Annotated in this window: 25 protein-coding genes and 1 tRNA gene; 5 read left to right on the top strand and 21 right to left on the bottom strand. The window is 66.0% G+C overall.

Annotation, left to right across the window (positions count from 1 at the left end):
• Positions 1 to 61: 61 nt before the first annotated feature.
• From murG to Q4610_RS06375, 13 genes are all read right to left on the bottom strand, one after another.
• Positions 62 to 1,243 (bottom strand): undecaprenyldiphospho-muramoylpentapeptide beta-N-acetylglucosaminyltransferase, encoded by a 1,182-nt coding sequence (murG, locus tag Q4610_RS06435; protein ID WP_304535166.1) that lies wholly within the window; start codon positions 1,241 to 1,243, stop codon positions 62 to 64.
• Entirely contained in the window at positions 1,240 to 2,442 is a 1,203-nt protein-coding gene (locus Q4610_RS06430; protein WP_304535165.1) for an FtsW/RodA/SpoVE family cell cycle protein, read from the bottom strand. The genes murG and Q4610_RS06430 overlap by 4 nt, the downstream gene beginning before the upstream one ends.
• 48 nt (positions 2,443 to 2,490) lie before the next feature.
• Entirely contained in the window at positions 2,491 to 3,834 is a 1,344-nt protein-coding gene (gene murD, locus Q4610_RS06425; protein ID WP_304535164.1) for a UDP-N-acetylmuramoyl-L-alanine--D-glutamate ligase, read from the bottom strand.
• 4 nt (positions 3,835 to 3,838) lie between these two features.
• Positions 3,839 to 4,912 carry a phospho-N-acetylmuramoyl-pentapeptide-transferase gene (gene mraY / locus Q4610_RS06420; RefSeq protein ID WP_304535163.1) on the bottom strand — a complete coding sequence of 358 codons (1,074 nt, stop codon included), beginning with the start codon at positions 4,910 to 4,912 and terminating at the stop codon, positions 3,839 to 3,841.
• Entirely contained in the window at positions 4,912 to 6,303 is a 1,392-nt protein-coding gene (locus tag Q4610_RS06415; RefSeq protein ID WP_304535162.1) for a UDP-N-acetylmuramoyl-tripeptide--D-alanyl-D-alanine ligase, read from the bottom strand. Before Q4610_RS06415 ends, mraY begins: the two co-directional genes overlap by 1 nt.
• A 37-nt stretch (positions 6,304 to 6,340) precedes the next feature.
• Entirely contained in the window at positions 6,341 to 7,783 is a 1,443-nt protein-coding gene (locus Q4610_RS06410; RefSeq protein WP_304535560.1) for a UDP-N-acetylmuramoyl-L-alanyl-D-glutamate--2,6-diaminopimelate ligase, read from the bottom strand.
• A complete protein-coding gene (locus Q4610_RS06405; RefSeq protein ID WP_304535161.1) occupies positions 7,783 to 9,486 on the bottom strand; it encodes a peptidoglycan D,D-transpeptidase FtsI family protein in 1,704 nt (567 codons plus the stop codon). The genes Q4610_RS06410 and Q4610_RS06405 overlap by 1 nt, the downstream gene beginning before the upstream one ends.
• Positions 9,486 to 10,136 carry a colicin transporter gene (locus Q4610_RS06400; RefSeq protein WP_304535160.1) on the bottom strand — a complete coding sequence of 217 codons (651 nt, stop codon included), beginning with the start codon at positions 10,134 to 10,136 and terminating at the stop codon, positions 9,486 to 9,488. Before Q4610_RS06400 ends, Q4610_RS06405 begins: the two co-directional genes overlap by 1 nt.
• Complete coding sequence (gene rsmH, locus Q4610_RS06395; protein WP_304535159.1) at positions 10,133 to 11,086, bottom strand: 16S rRNA (cytosine(1402)-N(4))-methyltransferase RsmH; 954 nt, start codon at positions 11,084 to 11,086, stop codon at positions 10,133 to 10,135. Before rsmH ends, Q4610_RS06400 begins: the two co-directional genes overlap by 4 nt.
• Positions 11,083 to 11,580, bottom strand: coding sequence for a division/cell wall cluster transcriptional repressor MraZ (locus Q4610_RS06390; protein WP_304535158.1), 498 nt, complete (start codon positions 11,578 to 11,580; stop codon positions 11,083 to 11,085). The genes rsmH and Q4610_RS06390 overlap by 4 nt, the downstream gene beginning before the upstream one ends.
• 186 nt (positions 11,581 to 11,766) lie before the next feature.
• The gene (locus Q4610_RS06385) at positions 11,767 to 12,984 is read right to left on the bottom strand and encodes a Gldg family protein (RefSeq protein ID WP_304535157.1); all 1,218 of its coding nucleotides are present in this window, start codon (positions 12,982 to 12,984) and stop codon (positions 11,767 to 11,769) included.
• Positions 12,985 to 13,015: 31 nt separating this feature from the next.
• Positions 13,016 to 13,312 carry a hypothetical protein gene (locus Q4610_RS06380; RefSeq protein ID WP_304535156.1) on the bottom strand — a complete coding sequence of 99 codons (297 nt, stop codon included), beginning with the start codon at positions 13,310 to 13,312 and terminating at the stop codon, positions 13,016 to 13,018.
• A 42-nt stretch (positions 13,313 to 13,354) separates the two neighbouring features.
• Positions 13,355 to 14,350, bottom strand: coding sequence for a cysteine synthase A (locus Q4610_RS06375; RefSeq protein WP_304535155.1), 996 nt, complete (start codon positions 14,348 to 14,350; stop codon positions 13,355 to 13,357).
• Positions 14,351 to 14,545: 195 nt separating this feature from the next.
• On the opposite strand from Q4610_RS06375, the gene Q4610_RS06370 reads away from it, so the two are divergent.
• Both Q4610_RS06370 and Q4610_RS06365 read left to right on the top strand, forming a co-directional pair.
• Positions 14,546 to 15,520, top strand: a complete 975-nt coding sequence (locus Q4610_RS06370; protein ID WP_304535154.1) for a cell wall hydrolase — start codon at positions 14,546 to 14,548, stop codon at positions 15,518 to 15,520.
• Between the two features lie 369 nt (positions 15,521 to 15,889).
• Positions 15,890 to 16,018, top strand: a complete 129-nt coding sequence (locus Q4610_RS06365; protein ID WP_066518334.1) for an entericidin A/B family lipoprotein — start codon at positions 15,890 to 15,892, stop codon at positions 16,016 to 16,018.
• Between the two features lie 69 nt (positions 16,019 to 16,087).
• On the opposite strand, the gene Q4610_RS06360 is transcribed toward Q4610_RS06365, so the two are convergent.
• From Q4610_RS06360 to Q4610_RS06350, 3 genes are all read right to left on the bottom strand, one after another.
• Positions 16,088 to 16,816 (bottom strand): extensin-like domain-containing protein, encoded by a 729-nt coding sequence (locus Q4610_RS06360; protein WP_304535153.1) that lies wholly within the window; start codon positions 16,814 to 16,816, stop codon positions 16,088 to 16,090.
• Positions 16,817 to 16,819: 3 nt separating this feature from the next.
• A complete protein-coding gene (locus Q4610_RS06355; protein WP_304535152.1) occupies positions 16,820 to 17,590 on the bottom strand; it encodes an NUDIX hydrolase in 771 nt (256 codons plus the stop codon).
• A gap of 54 nt (positions 17,591 to 17,644) precedes the next feature.
• Positions 17,645 to 17,720 (bottom strand) — tRNA-Ala (locus Q4610_RS06350).
• A gap of 239 nt (positions 17,721 to 17,959) precedes the next feature.
• Between Q4610_RS06350 and Q4610_RS06345 the strand changes: the two genes are divergently transcribed.
• The 3 genes from Q4610_RS06345 (at position 17,960) to Q4610_RS06335 (ending at position 22,661) form a co-directional block, all read left to right on the top strand.
• Positions 17,960 to 18,877, top strand: coding sequence for a DUF2171 domain-containing protein (locus Q4610_RS06345; protein WP_304535151.1), 918 nt, complete (start codon positions 17,960 to 17,962; stop codon positions 18,875 to 18,877).
• A 130-nt stretch (positions 18,878 to 19,007) separates the two neighbouring features.
• Positions 19,008 to 19,346 carry a DMT family protein gene (locus tag Q4610_RS06340; RefSeq protein WP_304535150.1) on the top strand — a complete coding sequence of 113 codons (339 nt, stop codon included), beginning with the start codon at positions 19,008 to 19,010 and terminating at the stop codon, positions 19,344 to 19,346.
• Positions 19,347 to 19,436: 90 nt separating this feature from the next.
• Entirely contained in the window at positions 19,437 to 22,661 is a 3,225-nt protein-coding gene (locus Q4610_RS06335) for a glycosyltransferase 61 family protein (protein WP_304535149.1), read from the top strand.
• Here Q4610_RS06335 and queA read toward each other — a convergent pair.
• From queA to Q4610_RS06310, 5 genes are all read right to left on the bottom strand, one after another.
• Entirely contained in the window at positions 22,658 to 23,692 is a 1,035-nt protein-coding gene (queA, locus tag Q4610_RS06330) for a tRNA preQ1(34) S-adenosylmethionine ribosyltransferase-isomerase QueA (protein ID WP_304535148.1), read from the bottom strand. The genes Q4610_RS06335 and queA overlap by 4 nt on opposite strands.
• Positions 23,693 to 23,716: 24 nt before the next feature.
• A complete protein-coding gene (locus tag Q4610_RS06325; RefSeq protein WP_304535147.1) occupies positions 23,717 to 24,484 on the bottom strand; it encodes a peptidylprolyl isomerase in 768 nt (255 codons plus the stop codon).
• A gap of 153 nt (positions 24,485 to 24,637) precedes the next feature.
• Entirely contained in the window at positions 24,638 to 25,147 is a 510-nt protein-coding gene (coaD, locus tag Q4610_RS06320) for a pantetheine-phosphate adenylyltransferase (protein WP_304535146.1), read from the bottom strand.
• A 3-nt stretch (positions 25,148 to 25,150) separates the two neighbouring features.
• Complete coding sequence (locus Q4610_RS06315) at positions 25,151 to 26,068, bottom strand: polyprenyl synthetase family protein (protein ID WP_304535145.1); 918 nt, start codon at positions 26,066 to 26,068, stop codon at positions 25,151 to 25,153.
• 5 nt (positions 26,069 to 26,073) lie between these two features.
• Positions 26,074 to 26,328 carry an exodeoxyribonuclease VII small subunit gene (locus Q4610_RS06310; RefSeq protein ID WP_304535144.1) on the bottom strand — a complete coding sequence of 85 codons (255 nt, stop codon included), beginning with the start codon at positions 26,326 to 26,328 and terminating at the stop codon, positions 26,074 to 26,076.
• Positions 26,329 to 26,420: the final 92 nt, after the last annotated feature.

The raw sequence follows: 26,420 nt of genomic DNA, 5'->3' as shown, positions 1-26,420 counted from the left end.
GCGACGGAAAAAAGACAAGGGCGATCCCAGCCTTCGCTGGGATGCGTGTGGCGTGCGCACGTCAAGCCGGCACCCCCGCCAGATTGAGCGTGGTCGGCATCGGCCCGACCCGCACCGGATCGTTGACGATAGGCGCGTGGCCGATGCTTTCGAGCAGGTCGGCCATGTCGCGCGCGGCATCGGGGCGGCCGCAACTGCGCGCGCGCTTCGCCGCATTCTGGAGCGCGCCCGGCTCCATCGCCATCTTCTGCATCTGCTTGGCCAGTTCGACCGCGGTGAAGCGCGCCTGCGGGATGGTGCGCGCGCCGCCGGCCTCGGTCATTTCCTTCGCATTGGCGGTCTGATGATCGTCCATGGCGCTGGGCAACGGGATCAGGATCGCCGGGCGGCCGGCGCAGGTCAGTTCGGCCAGCGTCGACGCGCCCGCCCGCGCGATCACCAGATGCGCCCAGCCCAGCTTTTCGGGCACGTCGTTGAAATAGGTGGCGAGATCGGCGGGAATTTCCATCTCCGCATAGGTCTTGCGCACGCGCTCGATATCCTCGGCCCGGCATTGCTGCGTGACTTGCAGGCGGCGGCGCAGCGCGACGGGCAGCATCGACAGCCCTTCGGGCACGACGCTGGAGAGGATGGTCGCGCCCTGGCTGCCGCCGATCACCAGCACCCGGAACACGCTTTCGTCGGTCAGCGCGGGGAATTCCTCCTCGCGCAACTGCTTCACTTCCTCGCGCACCGGATTGCCGATCAGATGGACCTTGGCGGCATGACCGGGTTTCAGCCGCTCGACATCGGGATAGGCGGTCGCGATCGCATCGACCCGGCCCGCCAGCAGCCGGTTGACCCGGCCCAACACGGCATTCTGTTCATGGATGGCGGTCGGGATGCCATCGGCCAGCGCGCCCAGCAGCGCGGGCATGGCGGGATAGCCGCCAAAGCCGACCACGGCGGTCGGGCGAAAGGTTTCGTTGAGGCGACGGGCCATGGCGCGGCCGGCCCAGATCGCCTTCAGCGCGCCGGGCCAGCTTGCCGGATTCTTCGTCATGCGCCCCGCAGGCATGACATGGACCTGCGCCCTGTTATCCGGCGCATGATCGAAGATGCCGGGGATCTTCGCCCCGCGCTCATCGGTGACGAGCGCGACATGATGGCCGCGCGCCATCAGTTCCTCGGCCACGGCATGGGCTGGAATCATATGTCCACCCGTCCCGCCGGCGGCCAGGACGAAGTGACGGGAAATGCTCATCGACCACTCCATTTGACGACCGTGTGCCGACCCATGAAGGGGTTGCGCCGCGTGAATGCGAGCAGCAGGCCGACGCCGATACAAAGCGCGAGCATAGAGGAGCCACCGTAGCTGATAAAGGGCAGCGTCATGCCCTTGGACGGAAATATCTGCGCATTGACGCCCATGTTGATGATCGCCTGCAATCCGAACTGGGTGGTGAGGCCGGCGGCGGCCAGGATGGTGAAATTATCCTCCTCGTCCAGCAGGCGCAGCAGCACGCGCACCACGATCGCCAGATAGACACAGGCGATGGCGATGCAGGCAAGCAGGCCGAACTCCTCGCCAATGACCGAAAAGATATAGTCGGTATGCGCTTCGGGCAGGCGGAACTTGTTCTGGCCGCCGCCCGGCCCGACGCCGGTGAAGCCGCCATGGGTGATGGTGCGGAAGGCGAGGTCGGTCTGGTCCGGCCCGGTATCCATCTGTACCCCGATGCCCAGAAAGTCGTTGATCCGCTGCCGGCCATTTTCATAGAACATATAGACTGCGACCAGCCCCGCCAGCCCCGCGCCCGCCAGCATCGCGATCCAGCGCATTTCCAGCCCCGACAACAACAGCAGGCAGCCCCAGCAGGCCAGGAAGATCACCGTCTGGCCGAAATCGGGCTGTTTCATCAGGATGCCGGCGATCATCAGGGTCATGATGCCGGTCGCCTGAATGACGGGCAGGCTGGCGTCCTTGCCACGCAGCGACAGCAGCCAGGCGGTGGTCACGACATAGGCGGGTTTCAGAAACTCCGAAGGCTGGAGCCGGAAGCCGGGCAGGTCGATCCAGCGCTTGGCCCCGTTCACCACGCTGCCCAGGATCGGCACGCACAACAGCAGGACGAAGAAGAAGGCGCACAGGAAAATCGCCAGCCGCCGCGCCTGCGGCCGGGGCAGCATGGAGATGACCAGCATGATCGGCAGACCGAAGAACACCCACATCAACTGGCGATAGAAATAGATCAGCGGATTGACCGCGACCTGCGCCGTGGACCGATCGATTGCCGCGACGGGGGACGCGGCGGCAACGGCGACCAGCCCGATCGCCATCAGCGCCACGATCAGCGACAGCAGGACGCGGTCGATTTCCCAGAACCAGATGGCGAGCGCGGTGCGTTCGCGCGGCACGGTGCGGGTGCGGAACCCCTTCACCAGTTCGCCAGCCCTGAACATGCGTGTCGTCCCTTCCCTGCCCATCGCGTTGCCCCCCGGCCTTGCTGGCTATTCGCCGCCCTGTTCCAGCGCCGCGACGGCGGCGGCGAAAGCGTCGCCGCGCGCCTCGAAATCACGAAACTGGTCGAAACTGGCGCAGGCCGGCGACAACAGCACCACGTCGCCCGGCTGCGCGATGCGCGCGGCGCGGCGGACGGCGGCGCTTAGCATTTCACTGTCGTCCACCGCCATATGGGGCCGCAGCAGATCGGCGAACATATGCCCCGCTTCGCCGATGGTGTAGGCGTGCGCGACATTGGCGAAATGGGGAACGCACTCGTCCAGATTGTCGGACTTGGCGACGCCGCCCAGGATCCAGTGAATGCGGGGCTTGCCGTCGATCGCGGGCCATGCGGCGAGTGCCGGCGCGGTCGATGCGGCGTTCGTTGCCTTGCTGTCATTGACGTAAAGGACGCCGTTACGGGTGCCGACGGCCTGCATCCGGTGGGGGAGCGAGGCGTAGCTGGCGAGGGCCGCTTTTGTAGTGGCAGCATCAATGTCCAATACGGCGGCCGTCACCATCGCGACCGCCACATTCTGAGCATTGTGCGGCCCTTGGAGTGCGGGCCATGCAAGCTGCTCAGTGGCATCGACTTGGGTCGATGCTACCTCCACCACATCCTCCCCGCTTCCCTTGGCGGCACAGATCTGGTTCGATATAGACCGGCTCGGCTCATCGTCGATCGCGATCACCGCCTTATGTCCAGCCGACTGCATCGCAAACAACCGTGCTTTGGACGCGACATAGCCTTCGAACCCATCGTACCGATCGAGATGATCCGGCGTGATGTTGAGCAGCACCGCGACATCGCAGTCCAGACTATGCGTCAGGTCGATCTGGTAGCTGGACAGTTCCAGCACATAGATGCCCACGCCATGCAGGTTCGGTTCCAGCGGCGGCTGGCTGAGGATCGGCAGGCCGATATTGCCGCCCATCACCGTGGGATAACCCGCCTGTTCGATGATATGGTGGATCAGCGCGGTGGTGGTCGACTTGCCGTTGGTGCCGGTGATGCCGACGACCTTGTGCGGCGGCAGCGTCGGGCGGGCGAGCGCGAACAGTTCGATGTCGCCGATGATCGGCACGCCAGCGATTCTGGCGCGCATCGCGATCGGGTGGCGGTTCAAGGGCACGCCCGGCGACACGACGATGCCGTCGAAACCGCCAAGGTCGATCTCCATCGGATCGCCAAGCTCCGCCTTGCCCTCGACAAGGGCGCGCGCTTCTTCCCGGCTGTCCCAGGCGACGACGCGCGCGCCGCTGGTGACCAGCGTGGCGACAGTCGCGAGGCCGGACCGCGCCAGCCCCAGCACGGCATAGGTCTTGCCCTTGAAAGCCTCCGAAACGATCATCCGCTTACCTCAGCTTCAGCGTGGCGAGGCCGGCAAGCGCCAGCACGAAGGCGATGATCCAGAAACGGATCACCACGGTCGGTTCGGCCCAGCCCAGTTGCTCGAAATGATGGTGGATCGGCGCCATGCGGAACACCCGCTTGCCGGTGCGCTTGTAGAAAAAGACCTGGATGATGACCGACAGCGCCTCCACCACGAACAGGCCGCCGATGATGCCCAACACGATTTCATGATGGGCGGTGACGGCGATCACGCCGATCGTCCCGCCCAGCGCGAGGCTCCCGGTATCGCCCATGAACACGGCGGCGGGCGGCGCGTTGAACCAGAGGAAGGCAAGGCCGGAGCCTATGATCGCCCCGCACAGGATGGTGAGGTTGCCCGCGCCCGGCACATGGGGGATGCCCAGATATTGGGCGAAATCCGCGCGACCGACCAGATAGACGATCAGCAGGAAAGCCAAGCTGGCGATGATGACCGGCATGGTGGCCAGCCCGTCAAGGCCATCGGTCAAATTCACCGCATTGCCGAACGCCACGATCACGAAGGCGGCGAAGCAGAAGTAGAACGGCCCCAGTTCGATCGCCGGGCCGTTGTAAAAGGGTACGTACAGCGCGGTATTGCCATGCTGATGCACGATCATCCAGGCCGCGACACCCGCGATCAGGAATTCGAAGGCCAGGCGCATCTTGCCCGACAGCCCCTTGTGGCTGGCCTTTGTCACCTTGTCATAATCGTCCAGGAAGCCGATCGCGCCGAAGCCCAGCGTCACGAACAGGCAGGCCCAGACATAGGTGGAGGACAGGTCCATCCACAGCAGCACGGAAGCGACCATGGAGGTCAGGATCATCAGCCCGCCCATGGTCGGCGTGCCGCGCTTGGCGAGATGGCTTTGCGGGCCGTCGTCGCGGATCGGCTGTCCCTTGCCCTGGCGGACGCGCAGCCAGCCGATGAATTTCGGCCCGATGACCAGGCCAATGACCAGCGCGGTGAAGATCGCCGCGCCGGCCCGGAAGGACAGATAGCGGATCAGGTTGAAAACACCTGCGAAATCGAGGGTTTCGGCCAGCCAGTAGAGCATTATTCACTATCTCCGTCGCGGGCCGCCTGGCCAAGGGTGGCGACCAGGCGGGACAGGCCGACACCGTTGGAACCCTTGACCAGGATCGCGTCGCCCGCGCGCATTTCGGTTTGGATGAGGGGGATGGCCGCCGCCGTGTCGGGCACATGGACGTAGGGTATGAACCCATCGAGCATGGCAGCCAGCGGCGCCATTTCGGCACCCACCAGGATGGCGAAATCGACCTGACCCGCACGCAGCGGTTCGGCAAGGCCGGCATGCAGTTCCGCGCTGCGATCACCCAGTTCGCGCATGCCGCCCAGGATGGCGATGCGGCGCTCGGCCGTCTCGCGGCCCAATTGCGTGAGCGTTGCGGTCATGGACAGGGGATTGGCGTTGTAGCTTTCGTCGATCAGCAACGCCTGCCCGCCTGCGACCGGCAGGATATGCCGTTCACCCCGGCCCGGCAGGCCCGGCATTTCGGCAAGCGCCAGCCCAGCCGCCGCCAGATCGCCACCCAGCGCATCGACCGCCGCCAGCACGGCCAGCGCATTGGACACCCAATGATCCCCCGGCGCGGCGACGGTGAAACAGAGTTCAGCGTCGGGCAGCTTCGCCGTGACCAGGCTGCCGCCACCCGGCGCGGCCACGATTTCCAGCGCGTGGATGTCGGCCTCGCGGCTCATGCCGAAGGTCAGGATGCGCGCCGCATGGCGCTCCGCCTTGTTGTAGAGGGTCGCGACATGGGGGCTGTCATAGGGGATGATCGCGGTGCCGCCCGGCTCCAGCCCCTCGAAAATCTCCGCCTTGGCCTCCGCGATCTTCGCTTCGGTGCCGAAAAATTCGATATGGGCGGGCGCGATGGCGGTGACGATCGCGACATGGGGACGCACCTGCCGGGTCAGTGCCGCCAGTTCGCCGGCATGGTTCATGCCCATTTCGAACACGCCATAGGCGCTGTCCCGCGGCATCCGGGTGAGGCTGAGCGGCACCCCGACATGATTGTTGTAACTGTTGACCGACCGATGCACCTGCCCCGGTGCGGCGCGGTCGAGCGCCTGAAACAGGGCTTCCTTGGTGCCGGTCTTGCCGACCGATCCGGTGACGCCGATCAGCTTGCCACCCATGCGCTTGCGCGACGCCACTCCCAGCGCTTCGAGCGCGAGGGCGCTGTCGCGCACCAGGACATGGGGATGCGCGACGGGTTCGCTGACGATCGCCCCTGCCGCACCCTGACCGAATGCCTTGTCCACGAATTTGTGGCCGTCGGTCGTCTCGCCCTTCATCGCGACGAACAGATCGCCCGGCCCGACTTCGCGGCTGTCAAAGGCGACGCCCGAAACGGCGAACGGCGCCGACGCGGCGCCGCCTGTGGCTTCTGCGATTTGGGCGGAGGTCCAGAGGGGGGGCATCAGCACAAGCCCCCGTTCGGTGAATGCGTATGATGCATCAACCCGCGCACTCCCGCGCCACGGTCACATCATCGAACGGCAGCACCCGGTCGCCGATGATCTGGCCCTGTTCATGGCCCTTGCCCGCCAGCAGGACAATGTCATCCGCGCCCGCCTGCGCAATGGCGGCGGCGATGGCGGCGCGGCGGCCGCCGACTTCCTGCGCCCCCGGCGCACCGGCCAGCACGGCGGCCCGAATGGCGGATGGGTCTTCCGACCGGGGATTGTCGTCGGTGACGATGACATGGTCGGCCAGTTCGGCGGCGACCTTACCCATCAGGGGGCGCTTGCCCGCATCACGATCCCCGCCCGCGCCGAACAGCGCGATCAGCCGGCCGCGCGTATGGGGCCGCAATGCCTCGATCGCGGCGCGCAGGCCATCGGGCGTATGGGCATAGTCGACATAGACCGGCGCGCCGGCCCGGCTGATGACCGCACGTTCCAGCCGGCCGCGCACCGGCTGGACCCGGCCGAGCAGTTCCAGCACTTTGGCGGTATCGCCGCCCGTCGCGATGACCAGCCCGGCGGCGGTCAGGGCATTGGCGGCCTGATAGGCCCCGATCAGCGGCAGGTTCACCTTGCAGGTCTTGCCGTCCGCATCGATGTCCAGCGTCTGGCCGAGCTGGGTCGGGGTGCGCTTGACGAGGCGCAGCGCCTGCCCCTGCGCGCCCACGGTGAAAAGGCGCAGGCCGCGTGCCCGCACCCGGTCGATGACCTTCGCCGACCATGCATCATCGGCCCAGACCACCGCCGCGCCATCGGCCGACACCACTTCGTCGAACAGCCGCATCTTGGCGTCGAAATAGCGGTCCATGTCGCCATGATAGTCGAGATGATCGCGCGACAGGTTTGTGAAGGCGCCCGCCAGCACCGGCAGCCCTTCGGTGCGATACTGGTCCAGGCCATGGCTCGACGCCTCGAACGCGGCATGGGTGATGCCTTCGCGCTTCAACCCCGACATGTTGGCCAGGAAGGTGACGATGTCCGGCGTGGTGAGGCCGGTGGATACCTGATCGACCGCCGTGGTGACGCCCAGCGTGCCGATCGACGCGGATTTCTGCCCCAGCATCCGCCAGAGCTGCCGCGCGAGTTCGACCGTGCTGGTCTTGCCATTGGTGCCGGTGACGGCCACGGTCACGTCCGGGAAGGGCGCGAAATAGCGCGCGGCGAGCAGCGCGAAGAGGCGGCGGGGATTGGGATGGGCGATGTGGATCGCCCCCTCAACCCTTGCCTCCGGGCGTGCCACCACCGCGACCGCCCCGGCCTTCACCGCGTCGGGAATATATGCCTCGCCATTGACGCGCAGGCCCTGGAAGGCGCCGAATATGGTGCCCGGCGCGACCTTGCGATTGTCGATGGCAAAGCCTGTAACGGACATGTCGAGGCCGGCTTGTTCCCCGACCTCGACATCCAGTGCCTCGATTAGCGACCCGAGGCGCATCACTCTTTCTCCTTGTCGCCGTGCAGCAGCGGCATCAAATCGGATATGTCCACGTCCCGCCGTTCGTCCGGCATCACGCCCAGCATCGGCCCGGTACGCTCGATCACGCGCTTCACCACGGGCGCTGCGGTCCATGCGGCGGTGCGCAGGCCATATTGGCCCGTCGCCTCGTCCATGATCGCGACCACGACATAGCGGGGATTGTCCATCGGGAAGGCAGAAGCGAAAGTCGTCACCAGCGAAGTCTTGTTATAGCGCCCTTCCTGGGGCTTTTCGGCGGAACCCGTCTTGCCGCCCACCCGGAAACCCTTGGCGTCGGCACTTCGCCCTGTACCCGCCGACACGATCATCCGCAACAGTTGCCGCATCCGCGCGCTGGTGGCGGCGGAAAAGACGCGGCGCCCCTCCGGCACGTCGGCGGCATCCAGCTTGCGCACGGTCGCGGGCCGCCAGATGCCGCCATTGACCAAGGCGGCATAGGCCGCCGCCAGATGCAGCGGCGTGACCGCGATGCCATGGCCATAGGAGGTGGTCATGCTGGTGATGCGGCCCCAGCTCGACGGCCAGATGCCCTTGGCCCGTTCGTTGAACTCGATCGGGGCGCGCTGGTCGAAATCGACGCTGCGGAACATTTTTTGCAGCGGCGCCGCACCCATGGCGTCGGCGATGCGCGCGGTGCCGATATTGGAGCTGTGCACCAATATCTCCGGCACGTTGATCCAGCGGCCGAGCGGATGATCATCCTTGATGCGGAAGCCCGCGACAGCGAGCGGCGCCGTCGCGTCATAGCGCTTGCTCATCGACGTGACGACGCCGGCATCCATGGCCGCGGCGATCGACAGCGGCTTGAAGGCGGAACCCAGTTCGTAGCGCGCCTGCACCATATGGTTGCAGAGCGGCGATTCGGAGCACCGCTTGCCGGCGTAGTTTTGCAGCTTGTTGGGATCGAATACGGGGATGGAGGCCATGGCGATGATTTCGCCGGTGTTGGCGTCCATGATGATGCCGCCCGCGCCCTTCGCCCTGGTCTGCACCAGTTGGGCGTAGAGTTCGCTTTCCAGCGCGCCCTGGACCCGGCTGTCGATCGACAGGGCGAAGGGCTTGCCGCGCTGCGCCACGTCGGTCATCCGGTCGTTGAATGCCGCTTCCACGCCCATGCCACCCACGCCTTCGGCATTGGGGGCAAAGCCCAGCACATGCGCCGCGAGCGAGCGCTGCGGATAGAGGCGCTCCTTCTCGCGCGGGAATTCGATGCCGATCTCGCCCAGCGTATTCACCGCCGCTACCTCTTCGGGCAGCGCGCGGCGGCGCAGATAGGCCCAGCCACGCCCGGTCAGTTTCCTGTGAAAGGCGGCTTCGGATTCGTCGGGGAAAATCTCGTGCAGCTTGCGCGCCAGTTCAGCCGGATCGCCGATCAGCCTGGAAGGGCGGACAGCGACCGAATAGGCGTCCATGGTGCGGGCCAGCGGCACGCCGTTGCGATCGACAATGTCGGCGCGCGCGGGGACAAAGGCGGACAGCGCATCATCGCCCCCTGCCCCATGGGCAGAAATGCCGACCCACAGGAGCCGGCAGATCAGGATTCCGGTAATGCCCATGAACATCAGCAGCAGCAGCATCAGCCGGTTATGGGCGATGGCGGTCAGGTTCACCCGCTGCCGCCCGGCGCGGGGACCGCCGGGCTGGACGATGATCGTGGCCATCAGCGCGCCTCCTTGCGCTTTTCGCGCGCCGCCCGCGCGCTGAGGTCGCCCAGCGTATTGTCGTCCAGCAGCTTGGCGTCGAGCATCGCCATCCGTTCCGCCTTGCGCGCGATCGGATTGGGCTTGGTCATATCGGCGTCCACCTTCGCCTGGATCGCCGGGGTGCGGGGCGCGGGCCTGGGCAGCTTGTCGACATTGTCGGCGGCATGCGCCTCGCGGATCACCGCGATGTCGCTGCGGATCTGGGTGGCGGCCGGGCTTTCGGGCGCCTTTTGCGGGGCGGAGGGCAGGTCGGCCGGGGTTTCCACCATCGCCACCATCACCGGCGGCGCGACATAATCGGGGCCATTGGGCTGAATGCCGTCCAGATGGGCGAGCGCCTGCTCCCCGCCCAGATATTGCTGCGCGGTGGGGGTCGCATAGAGGAAATCATGCTGGTTCCAGCTTTCGAGCTGCCGCATCGAGGAGCGCGCGCTGAATTCGGTTTCCAGATAACGGATATCCGCCTTTGCCCGCGCAATCTGGGCACGGACCTTCATCAATTCGTTGCGCTCGGTCGCGACCTTGAGCGACACCATGTACGCGCCCAGCGCCCCCAGCGCGACCAGGATCACCCAGATCAGGCTCTGCAACCTCTTGACGGCGATCATGCGCGGTTACTCCGGGTGGAAGAGGCGGGGGCGGATGTACGAACGGCAGCGCGCAGCGTGGCGGACCGCGCGCGGGGGTTGCGCGCCAGTTCCGCCGCACCCGCGCGCACCGGCTTGGCCGGCCGGGCAAAGGTGGGGGCATCGGCGACGGCACGGGCCGGCAAATGCCTGGACCCCGCCCCTTCGCCGCCGCTGCGCTTGCGCAGATACTGTTTGACGATCCGGTCCTCCAGGCTGTGGAAGGTGACGATCGCCAGACGGCCACCCTCTTCCAGCAGCGTTTCGGCCGCATCCAGCGCGCGCTCCAGTTCCTCCAGTTCCCGGTTCACATGGATGCGGATCGCCTGGAAGGTGCGGGTCGCGGGGTCTTTCTTGTCATGCGGCTTGTGGCCCAGCGCGCGGCGGACCACGGCGGCAAGCTGGCTGGTGCGCTCCAGCGGGCGCGCTTCCACGATGGCGCGGGCGACACGGCGCGAACGCGGCTCCTCGCCATAGCGGTAGATGATGTCGGCAATCTCCTCTTCCGCGGCGCTGTTGAGGAAATCGGCGGCGCTCATGCCGTCCTGGCTCATCGTCATGTCGAGCGGGCCGTCCGACTGGAAGGAAAAGCCGCGCTCCACCCGGTCGAGCTGCATCGAGGATACGCCGATGTCGAGCGTGATGCCCGACACCTTGCCGATGCCGTGCTCTGCCAGCAATTCGACCATGCGCGAAAATTCGCCGGGGATCAGCATGATGCCATGGGCGTCGGCCACCGCCTGCCCTTCGCGGATCGCATCAGGGTCGCGATCGAAGGCGAATACGCGCGCCTGCGCCATCGCCATGGCACTGCTATAGCCGCCCGCGCCGAACGTGCCGTCGACATGCACCTCGCCAGGGGCGATGGCGAGGGCGTCGAGCACTTCAGCGAGGAGAACCGGGACATGGGGCGCGGCGGCGAGGGCGCTCACTTGCCATCCCCTGCGGCGCGGGCATCGATCCAGCGCTTGACCTTGTTGCGGATCAACGCCGGGCGATCCGGGCTGGCGACCAGCGCTTCGGGCTTCCAGAGCTGGAAATAACGGCCGACGCCATAGAAGAAGATCGCGTCGGTGATGCCGGCTTCTTCCTTGATGTCGGGGTGCAGGAAGAAACGGCCGCCATCGTCGAAATTCACGTCCTCGATCGTACCCAGCCGATTCTCGCGCTCCAGGTCGCCATTGAAGGGGCGATTCGCCTCGCGCGCCAGACGCTCCAGTTCCTCCACCTCGTCGAACAGGAACTGCTTGTGCGACAGGCCGAATCCGGTGGCGCAGCCATTGTCGAAATGGACCGACAGGCACAGGCGATTCTGCCCGCCGCTGGCCTGGTTGACCAGCTTGCGCATCTCCAGGGGCAGCACGAAACGGCCCTTGCCGTCCGCGACGCTGAATGCGTTGCCCGAATAGAGAATGACATCCGACACGCTGGAAACTGGCCCCTTTTATCCGGGACGCAGGCCGCCTTCCGCCGGAATCGCGAAAAGAGCATCCGGCGCACAGGACTGAACAAAAGCCTGACGAACCCCAATGCTGGTTTTCCTACCAAGCATAGGGATGGACTGCAATGGGAAAGCATGGGTGAGGATGGGAAAAGACGGTGAAATTCGGGACTAACCGGATTTGCCCTCCTTTACCCCGTCACCTTCCCCTTTTGTTCCGGGCCGGGAACCGCGCCTTTCCCGGCGCAGCAGGATCGCGCCCATCACCGCCCAGAATGTCCCGGCCACAAGCGCCCAGCGGATGCCGTTCTGCACGTCGTCCGCTTCCAGCATCCAGCGACGATCGCCGGGGACGGGCACACCGCCCAGCCAGCGCATGATGCAGGCGGGTGTATCGGCCACCCAATAGCGGGGATCGCGCGGATGGGCCGGATCGGCGAGCCAGAGCCGGTCGTCGATCGGATCGGCGTCGCCCAGCAGCAGCACCTTGCCCCTGCCGATCCGCCGGTACGCCGGCAGCCCGCCGCGATGAAGCTGCGCGCCGGACAAGGTGAGCAAGTCGCCATCCGGCAGGAAATGCCGGATTTCCATGGATTTTGGCGCGCCGTCAGGATGAAATCCCCAATGCGCCAGCAACGGGTCGAGCAAGCTGATCGAAGGCGAGCGGCGGCGGTCGCCCAGCGGCAGGTCTGATGGCCAGCGCAGCAACGGATCGGCCAGGACCAGCGCCGTACCGCCACGCCGCACCCATTGGTCGATCGCAACCAGTTGCACGGGCGTCAGCGCGCGGGGCTGGGCCAGCAGCAGCCTGTCCATGCCCGCCGTAGCGAGCGCGCGCGCATCGTCCATTGGCATGACTGTGAAACGGGTGCGCAGGACGGCGATGATGGGCGCGTCCCGGCGCCCGGCCCGGCCCGCCTCATCCCAGAAAAGCGGCAGGCCGGTGATGACCGCCAGACCGGGACGATCCGGGACAGGCTGGATCGGATGGGCCGGCCCGCGCCAGAGGAGAAGCGCGGCGAGGAGCAGGAGAAGAACGCCTGAAACAGACGGCGGACGAAGGCGCGCACCGCCGAACGCCGCCAGCAAAGCCAGCAACAGCAATCCGATCGCCGCCCCCGGATCGGGCGCGCGCGCCGCCGCCACGGCACAGAACAGCATCGCCATCCCGGCGCTGCCCAGCGCCACCCATGCCAGCGTCGCCCATGTCAGCGTCGTCCAGCCCCACCGCGCCAGCAACAGGCCCGCGCCCGCCAGCAGCAGGGCGGCCGGCACGCCCCAGTCCCAGGGATCGGCCTGCCCGGTCAGGAAGGCGCGCCGCAATCCGGCGAGAAAGATCGCCAGCGGCGGCAGCCAGAGCCACAGGAATCGCGCAAGGCCCGCCTTCATCGGCGGCACGCTCGCCCGTCGCCCATCCTGATCAGCGCTGCTGCGGCGCGGAGTCGCGGCTGCGGATATTGGGATCGGGCTGAAGATCGGGCACGATCGGCGCCTGCTCGGCCGAAGGCTGAACACCCAGTTCGGCCAGCGGGTCCTTCGCCGACACGGCATTCTGCGTCAGCGTCGGCACCACCGGCGGCGGCAAGGCAGCGTCGTCCATCCGCGCTTTTTCGATCACGATATTGGCCAGGCCGACGAGCAGCACGACGCCCGCCAGTCCGGTCAGGCCGATCTGGACGCGCTGCAACCCTTCCTGACGGCGGGGTGTTTCAGCCATGATTTTGCTCTTTTTCTCTTCGCCGCAACCCGTGTCGGCTGATCATGCAGTGTGCGCGAGCCAGGGGAATACCGTCAAGCCCTTAGATTCCAGCCATTGCCGGTTGTAAAGGGTGGAAAGGTAACGGAAGCCGGTGTCGCACAGGATCGTCACGACCCGCTTGCCCGGCCCCAATTGCCTGGCCAGCGCCACCGCGCCCGCGACGTTGATGCCCGACGACAGGCCCAGGCACAGTCCTTCCTCGGCCAGCAGTCGGCGAACCCAGTGCAGCCCCTCCTCGTCCGAGATGCGGAACTGCGTGTCGATCGGCGCGCCTTCCAGATTGGCGGTGATGCGCCCCTGGCCAATACCTTCGGCGACGCTGCTCCCTTCCGCCTTCAACTCGCCATGGGCGTAATAGTTAAAGAGCGCCGCGCCGTGCGGATCGCTGAGCGCGATGGTGACGGCCTCATCCTTGGCTTTCAGGCCCAGCCCGACGCCCGCGATCGTGCCGCCGGTGCCCGCCGCGCAGGTGAAGCCGTCGACCCGGCCCTCCATCTGCGTCCAGATTTCCTCGGCCGTGCCGATGATATGCGCCTTGCGGTTGGCGATATTGTCGAACTGGTTGGCCCAGATCGCCCCTTCCGTCTCCTCGGCCAGCCGGCGCGAGGTGTGGACGAAATGGCCGGGGTTGGAATAGGCCGCCGCCGGCACCGTCACCAGTTCCGCGCCCAGCGCGCGCAGCGTGTCCATCTTTTCGCGGCTCTGGGTTTCGGGCATGACGATGATCGTCTTGTACCCCTTGGCATTGGCGACCAGCGCCAGCCCGATGCCGGTATTGCCCGCCGTCCCCTCGACAATCGTGCCGCCGGGCTGGAGCAGCCCCTTTTCCTCGGCATCGTTGACGATGAACAGGGCGGCCCGGTCCTTTACCGAGGCGCCGGGATTGGCGAATTCGCATTTGGCGAAAATGTCGCAGCCCGTCTCTTCCGACGGGCCGGCGAGGCGCACGAGCGGGGTGTTGCCGATGAGCGCGAGACTATCTGGTTGAAGCAGCATGGCGCACGCATAGCGGAGGCGGCGCGGCTTTGCCAAGCAAGGGAATGCTGCGCGGGCAAAAGGGGGGATTTTAACCTTTGCGCCCTACCCCGTCCCATCCCGGCACAGGCGCGCAAGCGGGGCAGCATTGGCCGGCCTCTTGGTGTAAGGCGGCCCTGCGCGACGCTTGGGTCGCAGATTTTTTCAGGGCGCATCATGTCGGCATTGGCCTGGTTTCAGGGATGGAAAGGGCAAGTCGCGATCCTGCTGATCGCGCTGCTGGCGCTTGTCGCCCCGCGCCTGATCACCGCCGCGCCGCTGGACATGCTGGATGGCGGGCAGGCCGCCGGGCGCTTTGCCGATCCAGCCGAAGAAGTCGGGCAGAATTTCCCCGGATCGGCCTTCTTCTTTGCCGAGGGCGCGTTCGACCCGGTGCCGGGCGTCGAAACGGTCAAAAGCCAGCATGTGCTGGGGCTGGAGGCGGTCAAGGCCGCGCCCGCCGCGATTTTCCGCGGGGTCAGCCCGCTCGACAGCTATCGCGCGCTCAACTGCCTGACCAACGCCATCTATTATGAAGCCGGCAACGAACCGGAGGACGGCCAGCGCGCGGTGGCGCAGGTGGTGCTCAACCGGGTGCGCAGCCCGCTCTGGCCCAACAGCGTGTGCGGCGTCGTCTATCAGGGGTCGGAACGCGCCGACTATAAATGCCAGTTCACCTTCAGTTGCGACGGCGCCATGGCGCGGGCGCCGGCCGCCGCCGCCTGGGCACGGGCACGGCGCGTGGCCGCCGATGCGCTGGCGGGGCGGGTGTATGCGCCGGTCGGCCTCGCCACCCATTATCATACGCTGGCGGTGCGTCCGGCCTGGTCGTCCAGCCTGGCGCCGGTGGCGGTGATCGGCGCGCATATCTTTTACCGCAACCCCGGCTTCAACGGCACGGCAGCGGCGTTCCGTGACATCTATCTGGGGCGTGAGACGATTTCCGGCCCGGCGCGGACGGTGTGGCCGGCCAGGCCCGCCCAGCCGCCGGTCGAACTGATGGGTGCGCCCTATATACCGCCCGCAGCGACGCTGGCGCCGGGTGCGCCTGCGGTCGACTGGCCTGCGCCGTCGCCCCGTACACAGAATGATAGCCTGCCCGATTCCGGCATTCGCGCCGAATATCGCAACAGCGGCCGACCGCTGATCTGATCGCGCTTTTTCCCTGCCGATCTGGCGACTTTTATCCGGTTAATCGCCACTAACCAACGAAGTGGCTGTTATTCCGGCAATTTAAAAATGCAGATTTTTTCTGTCTTTCGGGAACCTTGCTGGCGCTTGGGGGGTTGTACATTTCGGATAGCAAATCTTTTGCCCCCCGCTCTTGCTATCCACAAAATATGAGCCCGGAACGTCTCCCCCCCCCGACACGTTCCGGGCTCAGACTTTTTGTGGGCTATTTTCCCTTTGAAATCATTATCTTTCCGGCACCGGAACGGAATGCGCCGGGGCGGGTTCTCCCCTCTGTCGCCGCGCTGGCGCTGTCCGGGCGGCCACGAAGTTTTTTTGAGGAGGTTTCCGATGACGAAGAAAATCCTGGCCGCGCTGCTGCTGACAGGCTCGCTGATGGTCGCTGCGTGCAATACCGTCGAAGGCGCCGGCCGCGACGTGCAGAGCGCCGGCAAGGCCGTGGAGAATGCGGCGGATTAATCGAACAGTCGCTATATGGTCCCCTAGCATGGCCCGCCTGCAAAGGCGGGCCCTTTTTCATGCGCGCGATTATCGACAGGCGCGCCATCCGGTTGCGCCGCGCTCTGCCTGGTCAAGGTGGAAGTGATCGCGATGCGCCGCATTGTAATCGGGCGACAGCACGGTCGAAAACAGGCCGCAAGCGCCATCCCGCACCATGCGCAGGAAAGCCGCATCCCGGCCCTTGCCCACCCAGTCCTCCCGCACGCTGACCTGCCGGCCATCCTTCAGGATGAAGGCCGCGATGTCGATCGCATCAGCGGTCGCATGTTCGCTGTAATTGCCCTGGCTGCGGCCATAGAGGCGGCGGCAGCTATAACTGCCCAGATGACGGATAGTGCGCACCGGCTGGCCGTAAAGCCGCAACGCCGCCGGCTGCACCACCTGCCATTCCCATAATTTGAGCGCGGCCACCACCGGGCAGGACGGCGCAACCGCATCGGGCACCAGGGCGATCGTGCCGCGTTCGGCCTGCAACCGCACCGCATCGGCATAGGCGCATTGCGCCGCGCCGCCCGGCTTCATCGCCACATAGGCAATCCCCGCCCGGTCGAGCAGCGCCTGGCATCGGGCGCTGTCGCCGGTCAGCGCGGCAAGTTTGCGGCCGGTGAACAGCCCGACCGGCTGGCCCAGGTCAAGATCGGTCCAGGGCAAATCCTGCGGCCGTTGCCGTATCCAGCCATAAGCCCATAGTGCCAGCAGCAGGACGGCGCTCCACACCAGCACCCGCCACAGCAGGATCAGACGCAGCCGGCGCATCGATCAGCCCCGGCGTATCTGCCGCAGGGGCTGTGACGTGACGGGATAGCCAAGATGATCGGGGATGCACAGATGCACTTCCCCGTCCCGCTCCTCCCGCCAGGGGCGCACCTTCTCCACCGGAAAGGCGGTGGCATGGGCGACCAGGTCGGCATGGCAGGCGCCAAGCGCCAGCCGCTCCAGATTGCGGCGGGTAGGATAGATGACATGGTCTTGCCCCGCGTCGCACCGGGCGATGATGTCCGCCGCCGTACCCCAGAAAAGGCGGACATTCTCGCTCGTGTCGACGCTCGCCACCTGCCCTGCGGGTGCACGCGCCAGATAGAAGCGGGTATCAAAGATGCGCCGCACCGGATCAGAAGGCGCGGGATGCCACCGCGCAAAGGGCGTCAGCGTGTCGAGCGCCAGACCGACGCCGTGACGCGCAAGCAGGTCGCCCAGCGGCTTGCCGTCATGCAGTCCGTCGCGCAGCCGCAGCACCAGGGCGGCCTCTGCCGGCCCTGTCAGCCCGATGCCCAGCCCCGCTTCCTCGATCGTTTCGCGAATCGCCGCGATGCGCCCCGCCGCTTCGTCCAGATCCAGCCCATGGTCGATCTGCGTCGCCAGCGCGCGGTCGGCGTCATCCACTGCGCCACCGGGAAAGACCAGTGCGCCGGCCGCGAACGCCATGGTCGATGCCCGCTCCACCATCAGCAATTCGGGCGCGGCGCCCGGACGATCGCGCACGATCACCACCGTCGCGGCCGGACGGCTCACCTGATCCATCTCTGTCATGAAAATCGCTCTAGGCGGCGATGTCCTTTGGAAACAACCCCCGAAAGGGGGGGGTGGTGGAGCCTAGGGGGATCGAACCCCTGACCTCGTCATTGCGAACGACGCGCTCTCCCAGCTGAGCTAAGGCCCCCGAAGGAGCGCTGCCTATAGGCGAGCGATTTGGCCCTTGCAACGGTCTTTTGCGGAAAAAAGCGGCGTCGGCGCTGATCTGGATCAACCCATCGGAAAAGCGGGGGATTCCGGTGCGACAGGGCGGTGTTTCAACCGGATATTACCCGCGCGTAACGCCCGGAACGATGCCCCCCTTGCGTCCATTATCGCCTCCATCGACGCCGTGCGGGTTTCGACAGGACAAGAAGGAGAAGGACGATGGGTTATCAAGGCGGACGCCGCTATGGTGAAGATCGCCATACCACCGGATGGGACCGGGGTGATCGCTATCGCGGTCAGCGCGACGAGCGGGGCTATCGCTACGGCACGCGCGGCCAGTTCGGCGGACCCGATTATCGCCGTCCCCCGGCCGATTATGACTATGACGATCGGGGCTTCTTCGACCGGGCCGGTGACGAGATCCGAAGCTGGTTCGGTGACGAAGAGGCCGAACGTCGCCGCGAATATGACGAATATTATAACCGTCCCTATGGCGATCCGCGCGACCAGTCGAGCCGGCTGGGCTATGCTGCGGCGTCGGGCAACGACTATCTGCCCGGACGCGGCTTCCGCCCCTATAGCGGCGAACGCAGCGGCTATGGGAATGAGGACCATGGCTCCCGTGTCACCGGCTACGGCCCGCAGCAGGATTATGGCGCGCATCATGACAGCAACTATCATGCCTGGCGCCAGCAGCGGATCGAGGAACTGGACCGCGATTACAACGAATATCAGCGCGAAAATCGCGACCGCTTCAACACTGAATTCGGCACCTGGCGCAATCGCCGTGGTGAACAGCGGCAGGCGATCCAGCAGGTGCGCGAACATCATGAGGTGGTCGGCAGCGACGGCGAGCATGTCGGCACCGTGGACAAGCTGCGCGGCGACCGCATCATCCTGACCAAAAGCGATCAGGATTCGGGCGGCGTGCACCATTCGATCCCGTCAAGCTGGATCAAGTCGGTCGATGCGACCAAGGTGACATTGGAAAAAACCGCCGCCCAGGCCCAGGACGCCTGGCGCGCCGAGCATGAACAGACCGCCCTGTTCGGCAATCGCGACCAGAATGGCGGTGGCTGGACCAGCGAAAATATGGCCAGCAGCAGCACAGCCGACAGTTTCAGGCGCTATCGCTAGGCCCTGACCGCCACATAGCAAAGGCCCGGCCGTCGCGCCGGGCCTTTCGCATGCCGGCCCTGCGCATGGCGACTTGCGCAGGGCCGGCAGATGATGCCAAAGCGATGCCTCCTTCCTCGCTGAGGCCTCCATGCCGACGATCATATTGCTTGTCTTTTCCAACCTTTTCATGACCATCGCCTGGTATTGGCATCTCAAGGGCGGGATGGAAAAGCCGCTGCTGCTGGTGATCATGATCAGTTGGGGCATCGCCTTCATCGAATATTGCCTGGCCGTGCCCGCCAACCGCATCGGCTTCGCCCATGGCTGGAGCGCGGGGCAGCTCAAGATCGCGCAGGAAGCGATCGCCCTCATCATCTTCGGCGGCTTCATGGTGACGGTGCTGGGCGAACCGCTCCACTGGCGCCATGCCGCCGCCTTCCTGTGCATCATGGCGGCGGTGGCGTTTCTGTTCGTAGGACGCACCTGAACGAGTGCCCCCCCTTGCGCTGGCCCGGCCTCACCGCGCCCTGGCGTATCCCATGACATTGCCCACCGATGATATCAGCGCGGAGTCTGCATGCCGGTCCAAAATCATGCCATCGTCAGCTTTCATGGCGGCAGGCGCTACTATCACGAAGCGGCCGACCAGTTACGGGCTGATTGCGATCGGCTGAACCTGCGGCATGACCTGCGGGCAATGGACGATGTGGACGGTCTGGAATGGCATCAGATCTGCCGGCGCAAGATCGGCTTCCTGCGGGACATGCTCGCCTGCCACCCCGATGGCGTGCTGTGGATCGACATCGACGCGCGCCTGCTCCGGCGCCCCGACCCGTTGCTGCATTCCGGCGCCGACTTTGGCGCGTTCCTGACCGGATCAGGGCGCTTGCAGGATCATGACCCGGCCACCGGCGATCCGCTGTTCATGGCCGGTTGCCTGTTCTTTTCCGGGTCGGACAAGGCGGCACGGCTCCTGTCCCATATCCATGATCTGGAACAGGCGTCGGATGCGCGGGCGACCGACGCCTATTTCATCGAACAGGGCTTTCGCAGCTTCGCAGAGCCGCTCGGCGTCCATATCTTCGACGCCGCGCTGGCGGTGCATGGCGACCAGCCGCCAACCGCCCGCACATGCGTCCAATTTTCCAGGAGCCGGCGCTGGCACAATCCGGTCGATGCCGCCGCGGATCGCACCGCTTTGGTGGAAAGCCGCCGGCAGGTCGCCCTGCTTCGGGATTTCGCGGCGCAGGCCAGTGACGATCGGCGGCCAGCCGATGCCATCGCCTTCCTGTCGCAGGGCCTGCGCCTGGACCCCGCCAATGTCGAAATCGGCGCGCGGCTCGGCCAGATTCACCTGAACCGGGGCGATCCGGGTCAGGCGATGCGGATCGCCAAGCAGGTCGATCCCCGGCTGGAGCAACTGGACATCGCCAAATTGTTCGTCGAGGCCAGCTTCGACCTTGACCAATATGAACGGGCGGCGCCGGTTCTGCGCCGGCTTCAGGCGAAAGGCGGCAAGAGCGCCGCTTTCGCCGCCAGCGGACTGGTGCGCGTCGCCGCCGAACAGCGCGCGCGGGATATGGGCCTGCCGGTGGCGGACCGGCCGCCGCTCTGGTGGATGGAATCCCCCTTCCCCGGCAATTTCGGCGACATCCTCAACCCCTATCTGGTCGAAAAGCTGAGCGGCATCCCGCCCGTCCGGGTCAGGCGCGGACCACGCATCATCGCCATCGGCTCGATCGTCAAATTCGCCAAGCCGGGCACCATCGTCTGGGGCAGCGGCACGCCGCGCATGACCGATCGCCTGGCGGCCGATGCCGATTATCGATCGGTGCGCGGGCCGTTGACCCGCGACCTGGTGCTGCGATCGGGCGGCAAGGTCGACCCCATCTACGGCGATCCCGCCCTGCTGATGCCGCTGATCCATCAGCCCGCCAAAGCGCCGAAAAAGCACCGGGTCGGGCTGATCCTGCACCAGATTCACCTGAACAACCCGCCCCGCATCGACGGCGTCCACATCATATCGCCCAACCGGGTCGGGCATGAGGAGATCGAAGCGTTCATCGATGAGGTCGCATCCTGCGCGCATATCGTGTCGACTTCGCTGCACGGGCTGGTGATCGCCCATGCCTATGGCATTCCGGCGCGCTGGGCGGTGATGGGCGCGGACGAACCGCAGGTGGCCGGCGACGGCACGAAATTCCACGATCATCATCTGTCGGTCGGCATCGACCCGCGACCGCCGCTCGACCTGTCGACCTGGACCGGGGGAGACATTGCGCTGGAATGTACCGACCGGATCGGGCGCTGGCCCTCGCTGGTGCAACTGCTGGATGCCGCGCCCTTCCCCATCCTGCCCGAATATCGCCAGCGCGCGGCCGACCATGATGCGGCGATGGCAGGGCTGGTGGAAAAGGTGGCGCTGTCGGAACAGGTGCAGACCCTGTTCGACGCGCTTCGATCCGCCATGGTGCAGCATGATAGAGTGGCCGTCACCCGCCTCTGCCACGATCCTGTCGTGGCGGAGATGCCGCCGGTCCATTTCTTCAAATGGATAACGGCGCTGCTGCGCCATCACCATTTCGCCATCGCCGCCGACCTGCTGCTGCGCCACGAGCAGCATCACCGCCACCATCGCATGTTCGCAGCGATCCGCGATGTTCGGCGGCTGGTCAAGGAAGTGACGCCCGACGATCCCGTCATCGATCGCATGACCCGCCTGCACGACGCGATTTTCGGCGACGCTCTGCCCGAACCGCAGCCGACCCCCTATGCTTTCGATCCCCTGCCCGATTTCCCGGAAAGCCGGTGGGGCACGGTGGTTGCGTGCCTGTCACCCCAGGCAAAGCCCGTCCATCTCGACCGTTTGCACGCCGACATGGAGATATTCAAACAGGGGATGAGGGACGCCAGCGATCAACCCGTGGTCGAATATGCGGACGTTTTCATCGACCGCTATGGTCAGGTGTGGAACGAGGCCGGATGCTTCGCGATCAACGCCAAGAAACCGATCACGACCGTCGACCGGACCGCCGTGCCCCAGATCGACCTGGCGATGCGCGGGGTGGTCGCCACATCCGGCCTGTATCACTGGATGGTCAACTTCATGCCGACGATCGCATGGATGCTGCGGGACGGGGTGGACGAACGACTGCCCATCCTGCTGAAGGCGGGCGGGCCAGACTTTGAGGTCGCGGCCCTGGAACTGGCCGGATTTGGCCGCGACCGGCTGGCCTTCCTGTCCGACACGCTGTTCGTCAAAAGGCTGATCTCCTCGCCCATCGGCATGCGGCATTTGCGCGGATGGGCCCATGTGCGCCCGGTGTTCGACCGGATGATCGCCAATGCCCAGGCGAAGCTGGACGGGCGGCCGACGCCGAAACTTGTCTATGTCAGCCGCACCGACGCCCACCGCCGCCCGCTGCGCAACGAAATCGCGTTGCAGGCGGCCCTGGCGGAGCGCGGCTTCGCCATCTGCGTGCTGTCGCAGATGCCGCTATGGGAACAGGCAGCCCTGTTTCACGGCGCGGAACTGATCGTCGGCCCGCATGGCGCGGGGCTGGCCAACATGGTGTTCGCCCGGCCCGGCACCCATGTGGTCGAACTGCTCCCGATCATCGAGGGTGCCTATCGCCTGCGCTTCAACTATCTGCGCCTGTCGATGCTGCGGGGGCTGCATCATCATGCCTGGCTGGAACCGCAAGCGGTCGACAGCGATGCATGGAGTACGGACCTGCCCCAATTCCTGCGCTTCCTGGACGATGCGATGGCGCAAGCGGGCCGGATGCCGATGCCCGCTTAGCCCTCCGGCAGCAGCAGGCTGGAATCGCCATAGCTGTAGAAGCGATAGCCCGTCGCGATCGCATGGGCATAGACCGCCTGCATCCGATCCGTCCCCATCAGCGCCGACACGAGCATGAAGAGCGTCGATTTGGGCAGGTGGAAATTGGTCATCAGCCCGTCCACCGCGCGGAAGCGGTAGCCGGGCGTGATGAAGATGCGGGTTTCGTCGGCGAAGGGGCGGATCATGCCATCCTCCCCCGCCGCGCTCTCCAGCAGGCGCAGCGATGTCGTGCCGACCGCGATCAGCCGCCCGCCCGCCCCGCGCGCGGCGTTCAGCCGATCGGCGGTCGCCGCGTCGATCCGGCCCCATTCGGCGTGCATCCGGTGGTCGTCGGTATCGTCGGCCTTGACCGGCAGAAAGGTGCCGGCCCCGACATGGAGCGTCAGCGTCTCTGTCCCGACGCCAGCATCGGCGATCGCGGCCATCAGGTCGGGCGTGAAATGCAGCGCGGCGGTGGGCGCGGCGACCGCGCCATCCTCGCGCGCGAACATGGTCTGGTAATCGCTGCGGTCGCGCTCGTCGGTCGGACGCTTGCTGGCGATATAGGGCGGCAGCGGCATCCGCCCGGCCCGCTCCAGCAGGACTTCCACCGGCTCCTCGCCCTCGAAATCCAGCGTCACACCGCCATCGGCGTCGCGCGGCCCGGCGATCGCGGTCACGCCCGCGCCGAAATCGATCCGGTCGCCATCGCGCACCCGCCTGGCGTTGCGCAGGAAGGCCTGCCATTGCCGCAGCCCCAGCCGCTTGTGCAGCGTCGCACCGACCTTCGCCTCGCCGCGCGTCCCTTCCAACTGGGCGGGAATGACCTTCGTATCGTTGAACACCAGCACGTCGCCGGCGCGCAGCAGCGACGGCAGATCGCGCACGATCCGGTCCTGCATCGCATCTGCGCCGGGCACGAACAGCAACCGCGCGCTGTCACGCGGGGACGCCGGCCGGAGCGCGATATTCTCCGGCGGCAGGTCGAAATCGAACAGATCTACGCGCATGGCCCAATCACCGGACGAACCGGACTATTTCTTCCGGGGGGCGGGCGCGGGCTTTGTTGGCGCCGTGGCGGGCGTATCGATGATCGAAGGGGCTGCGGGCGGCGGCGGGGGCAGCGCCGTCACCGGCGGCTTGCCGTCGCTCTCGATCGACGCCTGAAGGATCACGGTCGGATTGGCCGGCGGTTCGCCCTGGGCAATCGCATCGACATATTGGATGCCTTCGATCACCCGGCCAAAGACGGTATATTTCTTGTCGAGTTGCATACGCGGCAGCAGCACGATGAAGAACTGGCTGTTGGCGCTGTCCTCGCTCTGGGCGCGGGCCATCGACACGGTGCCGCGCAGATGCGGCATCGGATTGAATTCGGCCTTCAGGTCCGGCAATTGCGAACCGCCGGTGCCATCGCCCTTGGGGTCGCCGCCCTGCGCCATGAAACCGGGGATGACGCGGTGGAATTTCAGGCCGTTATAGAAACCCTGCCGCGTCAGTTCCTTGATTCGCTCGACATGGTTTGGCGCAATGTCCGGGCGCAACTGGATGCGGACGCGCCCCCCGCTCGACAGGTCCAGATCCCAGATATTCTGGGGATCGGCCGGCACGGTGGCGGATGGCAGCTTGACCGCGGTGTCGGTGCCCAGCGACTTGGCGTTTTCCTGCGCGCGCGCGGCCGCTTCCGCCTTCTTCATGTCCTGGGCATTGCCGCCGCCCCCGCCGCCCTGGGCAAAGGCCGTGGCGGACGCGGTGAAGGCGAAAGTGATCGCCGCGGTCTTGAGCGCGCTAGTGAAACGCATGAATGACGCTTTCCTTAAAATCTGTGCCCGTTGGTCGCACTGCCCTGATAGCGCGCTGATCGCGCTTGGCAACTGAACGCAGGCTGAAACGGGGGAGGCGTTGGCAAAATGACGGCAAGGCAGGTTGTAACGCCGCACCAGCCCGCAAGAGGATCAAGCCCCCTTGCGCCCGGTCGCTTCGACCCGTGCGACCACATCGTCGCGCACGGCCGGGCTGACGAATTTGTGGATCGGCCCGCCATAGAGCGCGATTTCCTTGACCAGCCGCGATGCGATCGGTTGCAGGCACACATCGGCCATCAGGAAAACGGTTTCCACCCGGCTGTTGATCTGCTGGTTCATCCCCGCCATCTGATATTCATATTCAAAGTCGGCGACGGCGCGCAGGCCACGGACGATGACGCTGGCACCCTGCGATTCGGCAAAGTCCATCAGCAGGGAATTGAAGCCGGTGACGACGATTTCCGCGTCGATGCCCGCACATTCGCGGCGCACCATCTCCAGCCGCTCCTCATCGGAGAACATGGGCGACTTGGCGATGTTGGTGGTCACGCCGATCACCAGCTTGTCGACCAGCTTCGCACCACGCCGAATGATGTCCATATGCCCCAAAGTAATGGGGTCGAAAGTGCCGGGATAGACACCGATGCGCTGTTTGGTCATGGCTTAGCGGTCCCTTTCCACGATATAGTCGGCAATCGCCCGCAGCAGGTCGGCTTCCGCGCCATAGCCATGGAGATGCGCCTTCGCCTGCGCGACCAGCATGTGCGCCCGTTCCCGCGCCGGCTCGACGCCCAGCAGCGACACGAAGGTTTCCTTGCCCGCCGCCGCATCCTTGCCCAATGCCTTGCCCGCCAGGTCCGCATCCCCCTCGACATCGAGCAGGTCGTCGGCGATCTGGAAGGCAAGGCCGATGTCGCGGGCATAGCCGTGCAGGCGCGTGCGCGCATCATGCGGCAGCCGTGCCATGATCGCCGCCGCCTCGATACAGAAAGCGATCAGCGCGCCGGTCTTGAGATGTTGCAGCCGGGTGACGGTGGCCAGGTCGAACCGCGCCTTCTCCGCCTCCAGGTCCATCATCTGCCCGCCCGCCATCCCGGCCGGGCCGCTGGCCAGTGCCAGCGCCTTGACCAGTTCGATGCGCACGAAGGGATCGGGATGCGTATCCTCGTCGGCCAATATCTCGAACGCCAGGTCATGCAGGCAGTCACCGGCCAGTATGGCGGCGGCTTCATCGAACGCCTTGTGAACCGTCGGCTTGCCCCGGCGCAGATCATCATCGTCCATCGCCGGCAGATCGTCATGGATCAGCGAATAGACATGGATGCACTCGATCGCCAGCCCGACACGCAGCGCCGCATCGCGCGATATGTTGAACAGGTCGCACGCCGCCTGCACCAGCAGCGGGCGCAGCCGCTTGCCGCCGCCGATCGCGGCATGGCGCATCGCTTCATAGAGGCGACGGCGCGGATCGTCGGGAACGGCCAGAAGGCGCTCGAACGCCGTGTCGATATCACGCGCGACGGCCGATGCCCGCATCGTCACCAGCGCTTTCGCGGTGGCAACAGCCCCTCCCCCGGTCATGACGCTCAATCCGCGCCGAAAGGCTGGGCGCCGGTCACGACGCCATTGGCATCGACCGTCAGCCTGGCGATGCGCGCTTCGGCCGCATGCAACCGCTCGGCGCAGCGCTGGCGCAAGGCCTCGCCCTGGGCATAGAGCGAGATCGACTCGTCGAGCGGCACGTCTCCGCTTTCCAGCCGGCGCACGATCTGCTCCAGCGCGCGCAACGCATCCTCGAAGGAAAGGGTCGCGGGATCGGGGGGGGAAAGTTCCTCAGCCATGCCCTTGCATTGACCGCGCCCAGGCCGCCGGTCAAGCCCGCGCCGCCATTTTGCGCCGATCACTCCGGTCCTGAACTGTGACAGGACGCCTT

Origin of the sequence: Sphingobium cyanobacteriorum (assembly GCF_030580935.1) — a bacterium.
GTDB classification, from domain to species: domain Bacteria; phylum Pseudomonadota; class Alphaproteobacteria; order Sphingomonadales; family Sphingomonadaceae; genus Sphingobium; species Sphingobium cyanobacteriorum.
Note: the sequence above shows the minus strand (reverse complement) of the source record. Positions and strands in the feature narration are given on the sequence as shown.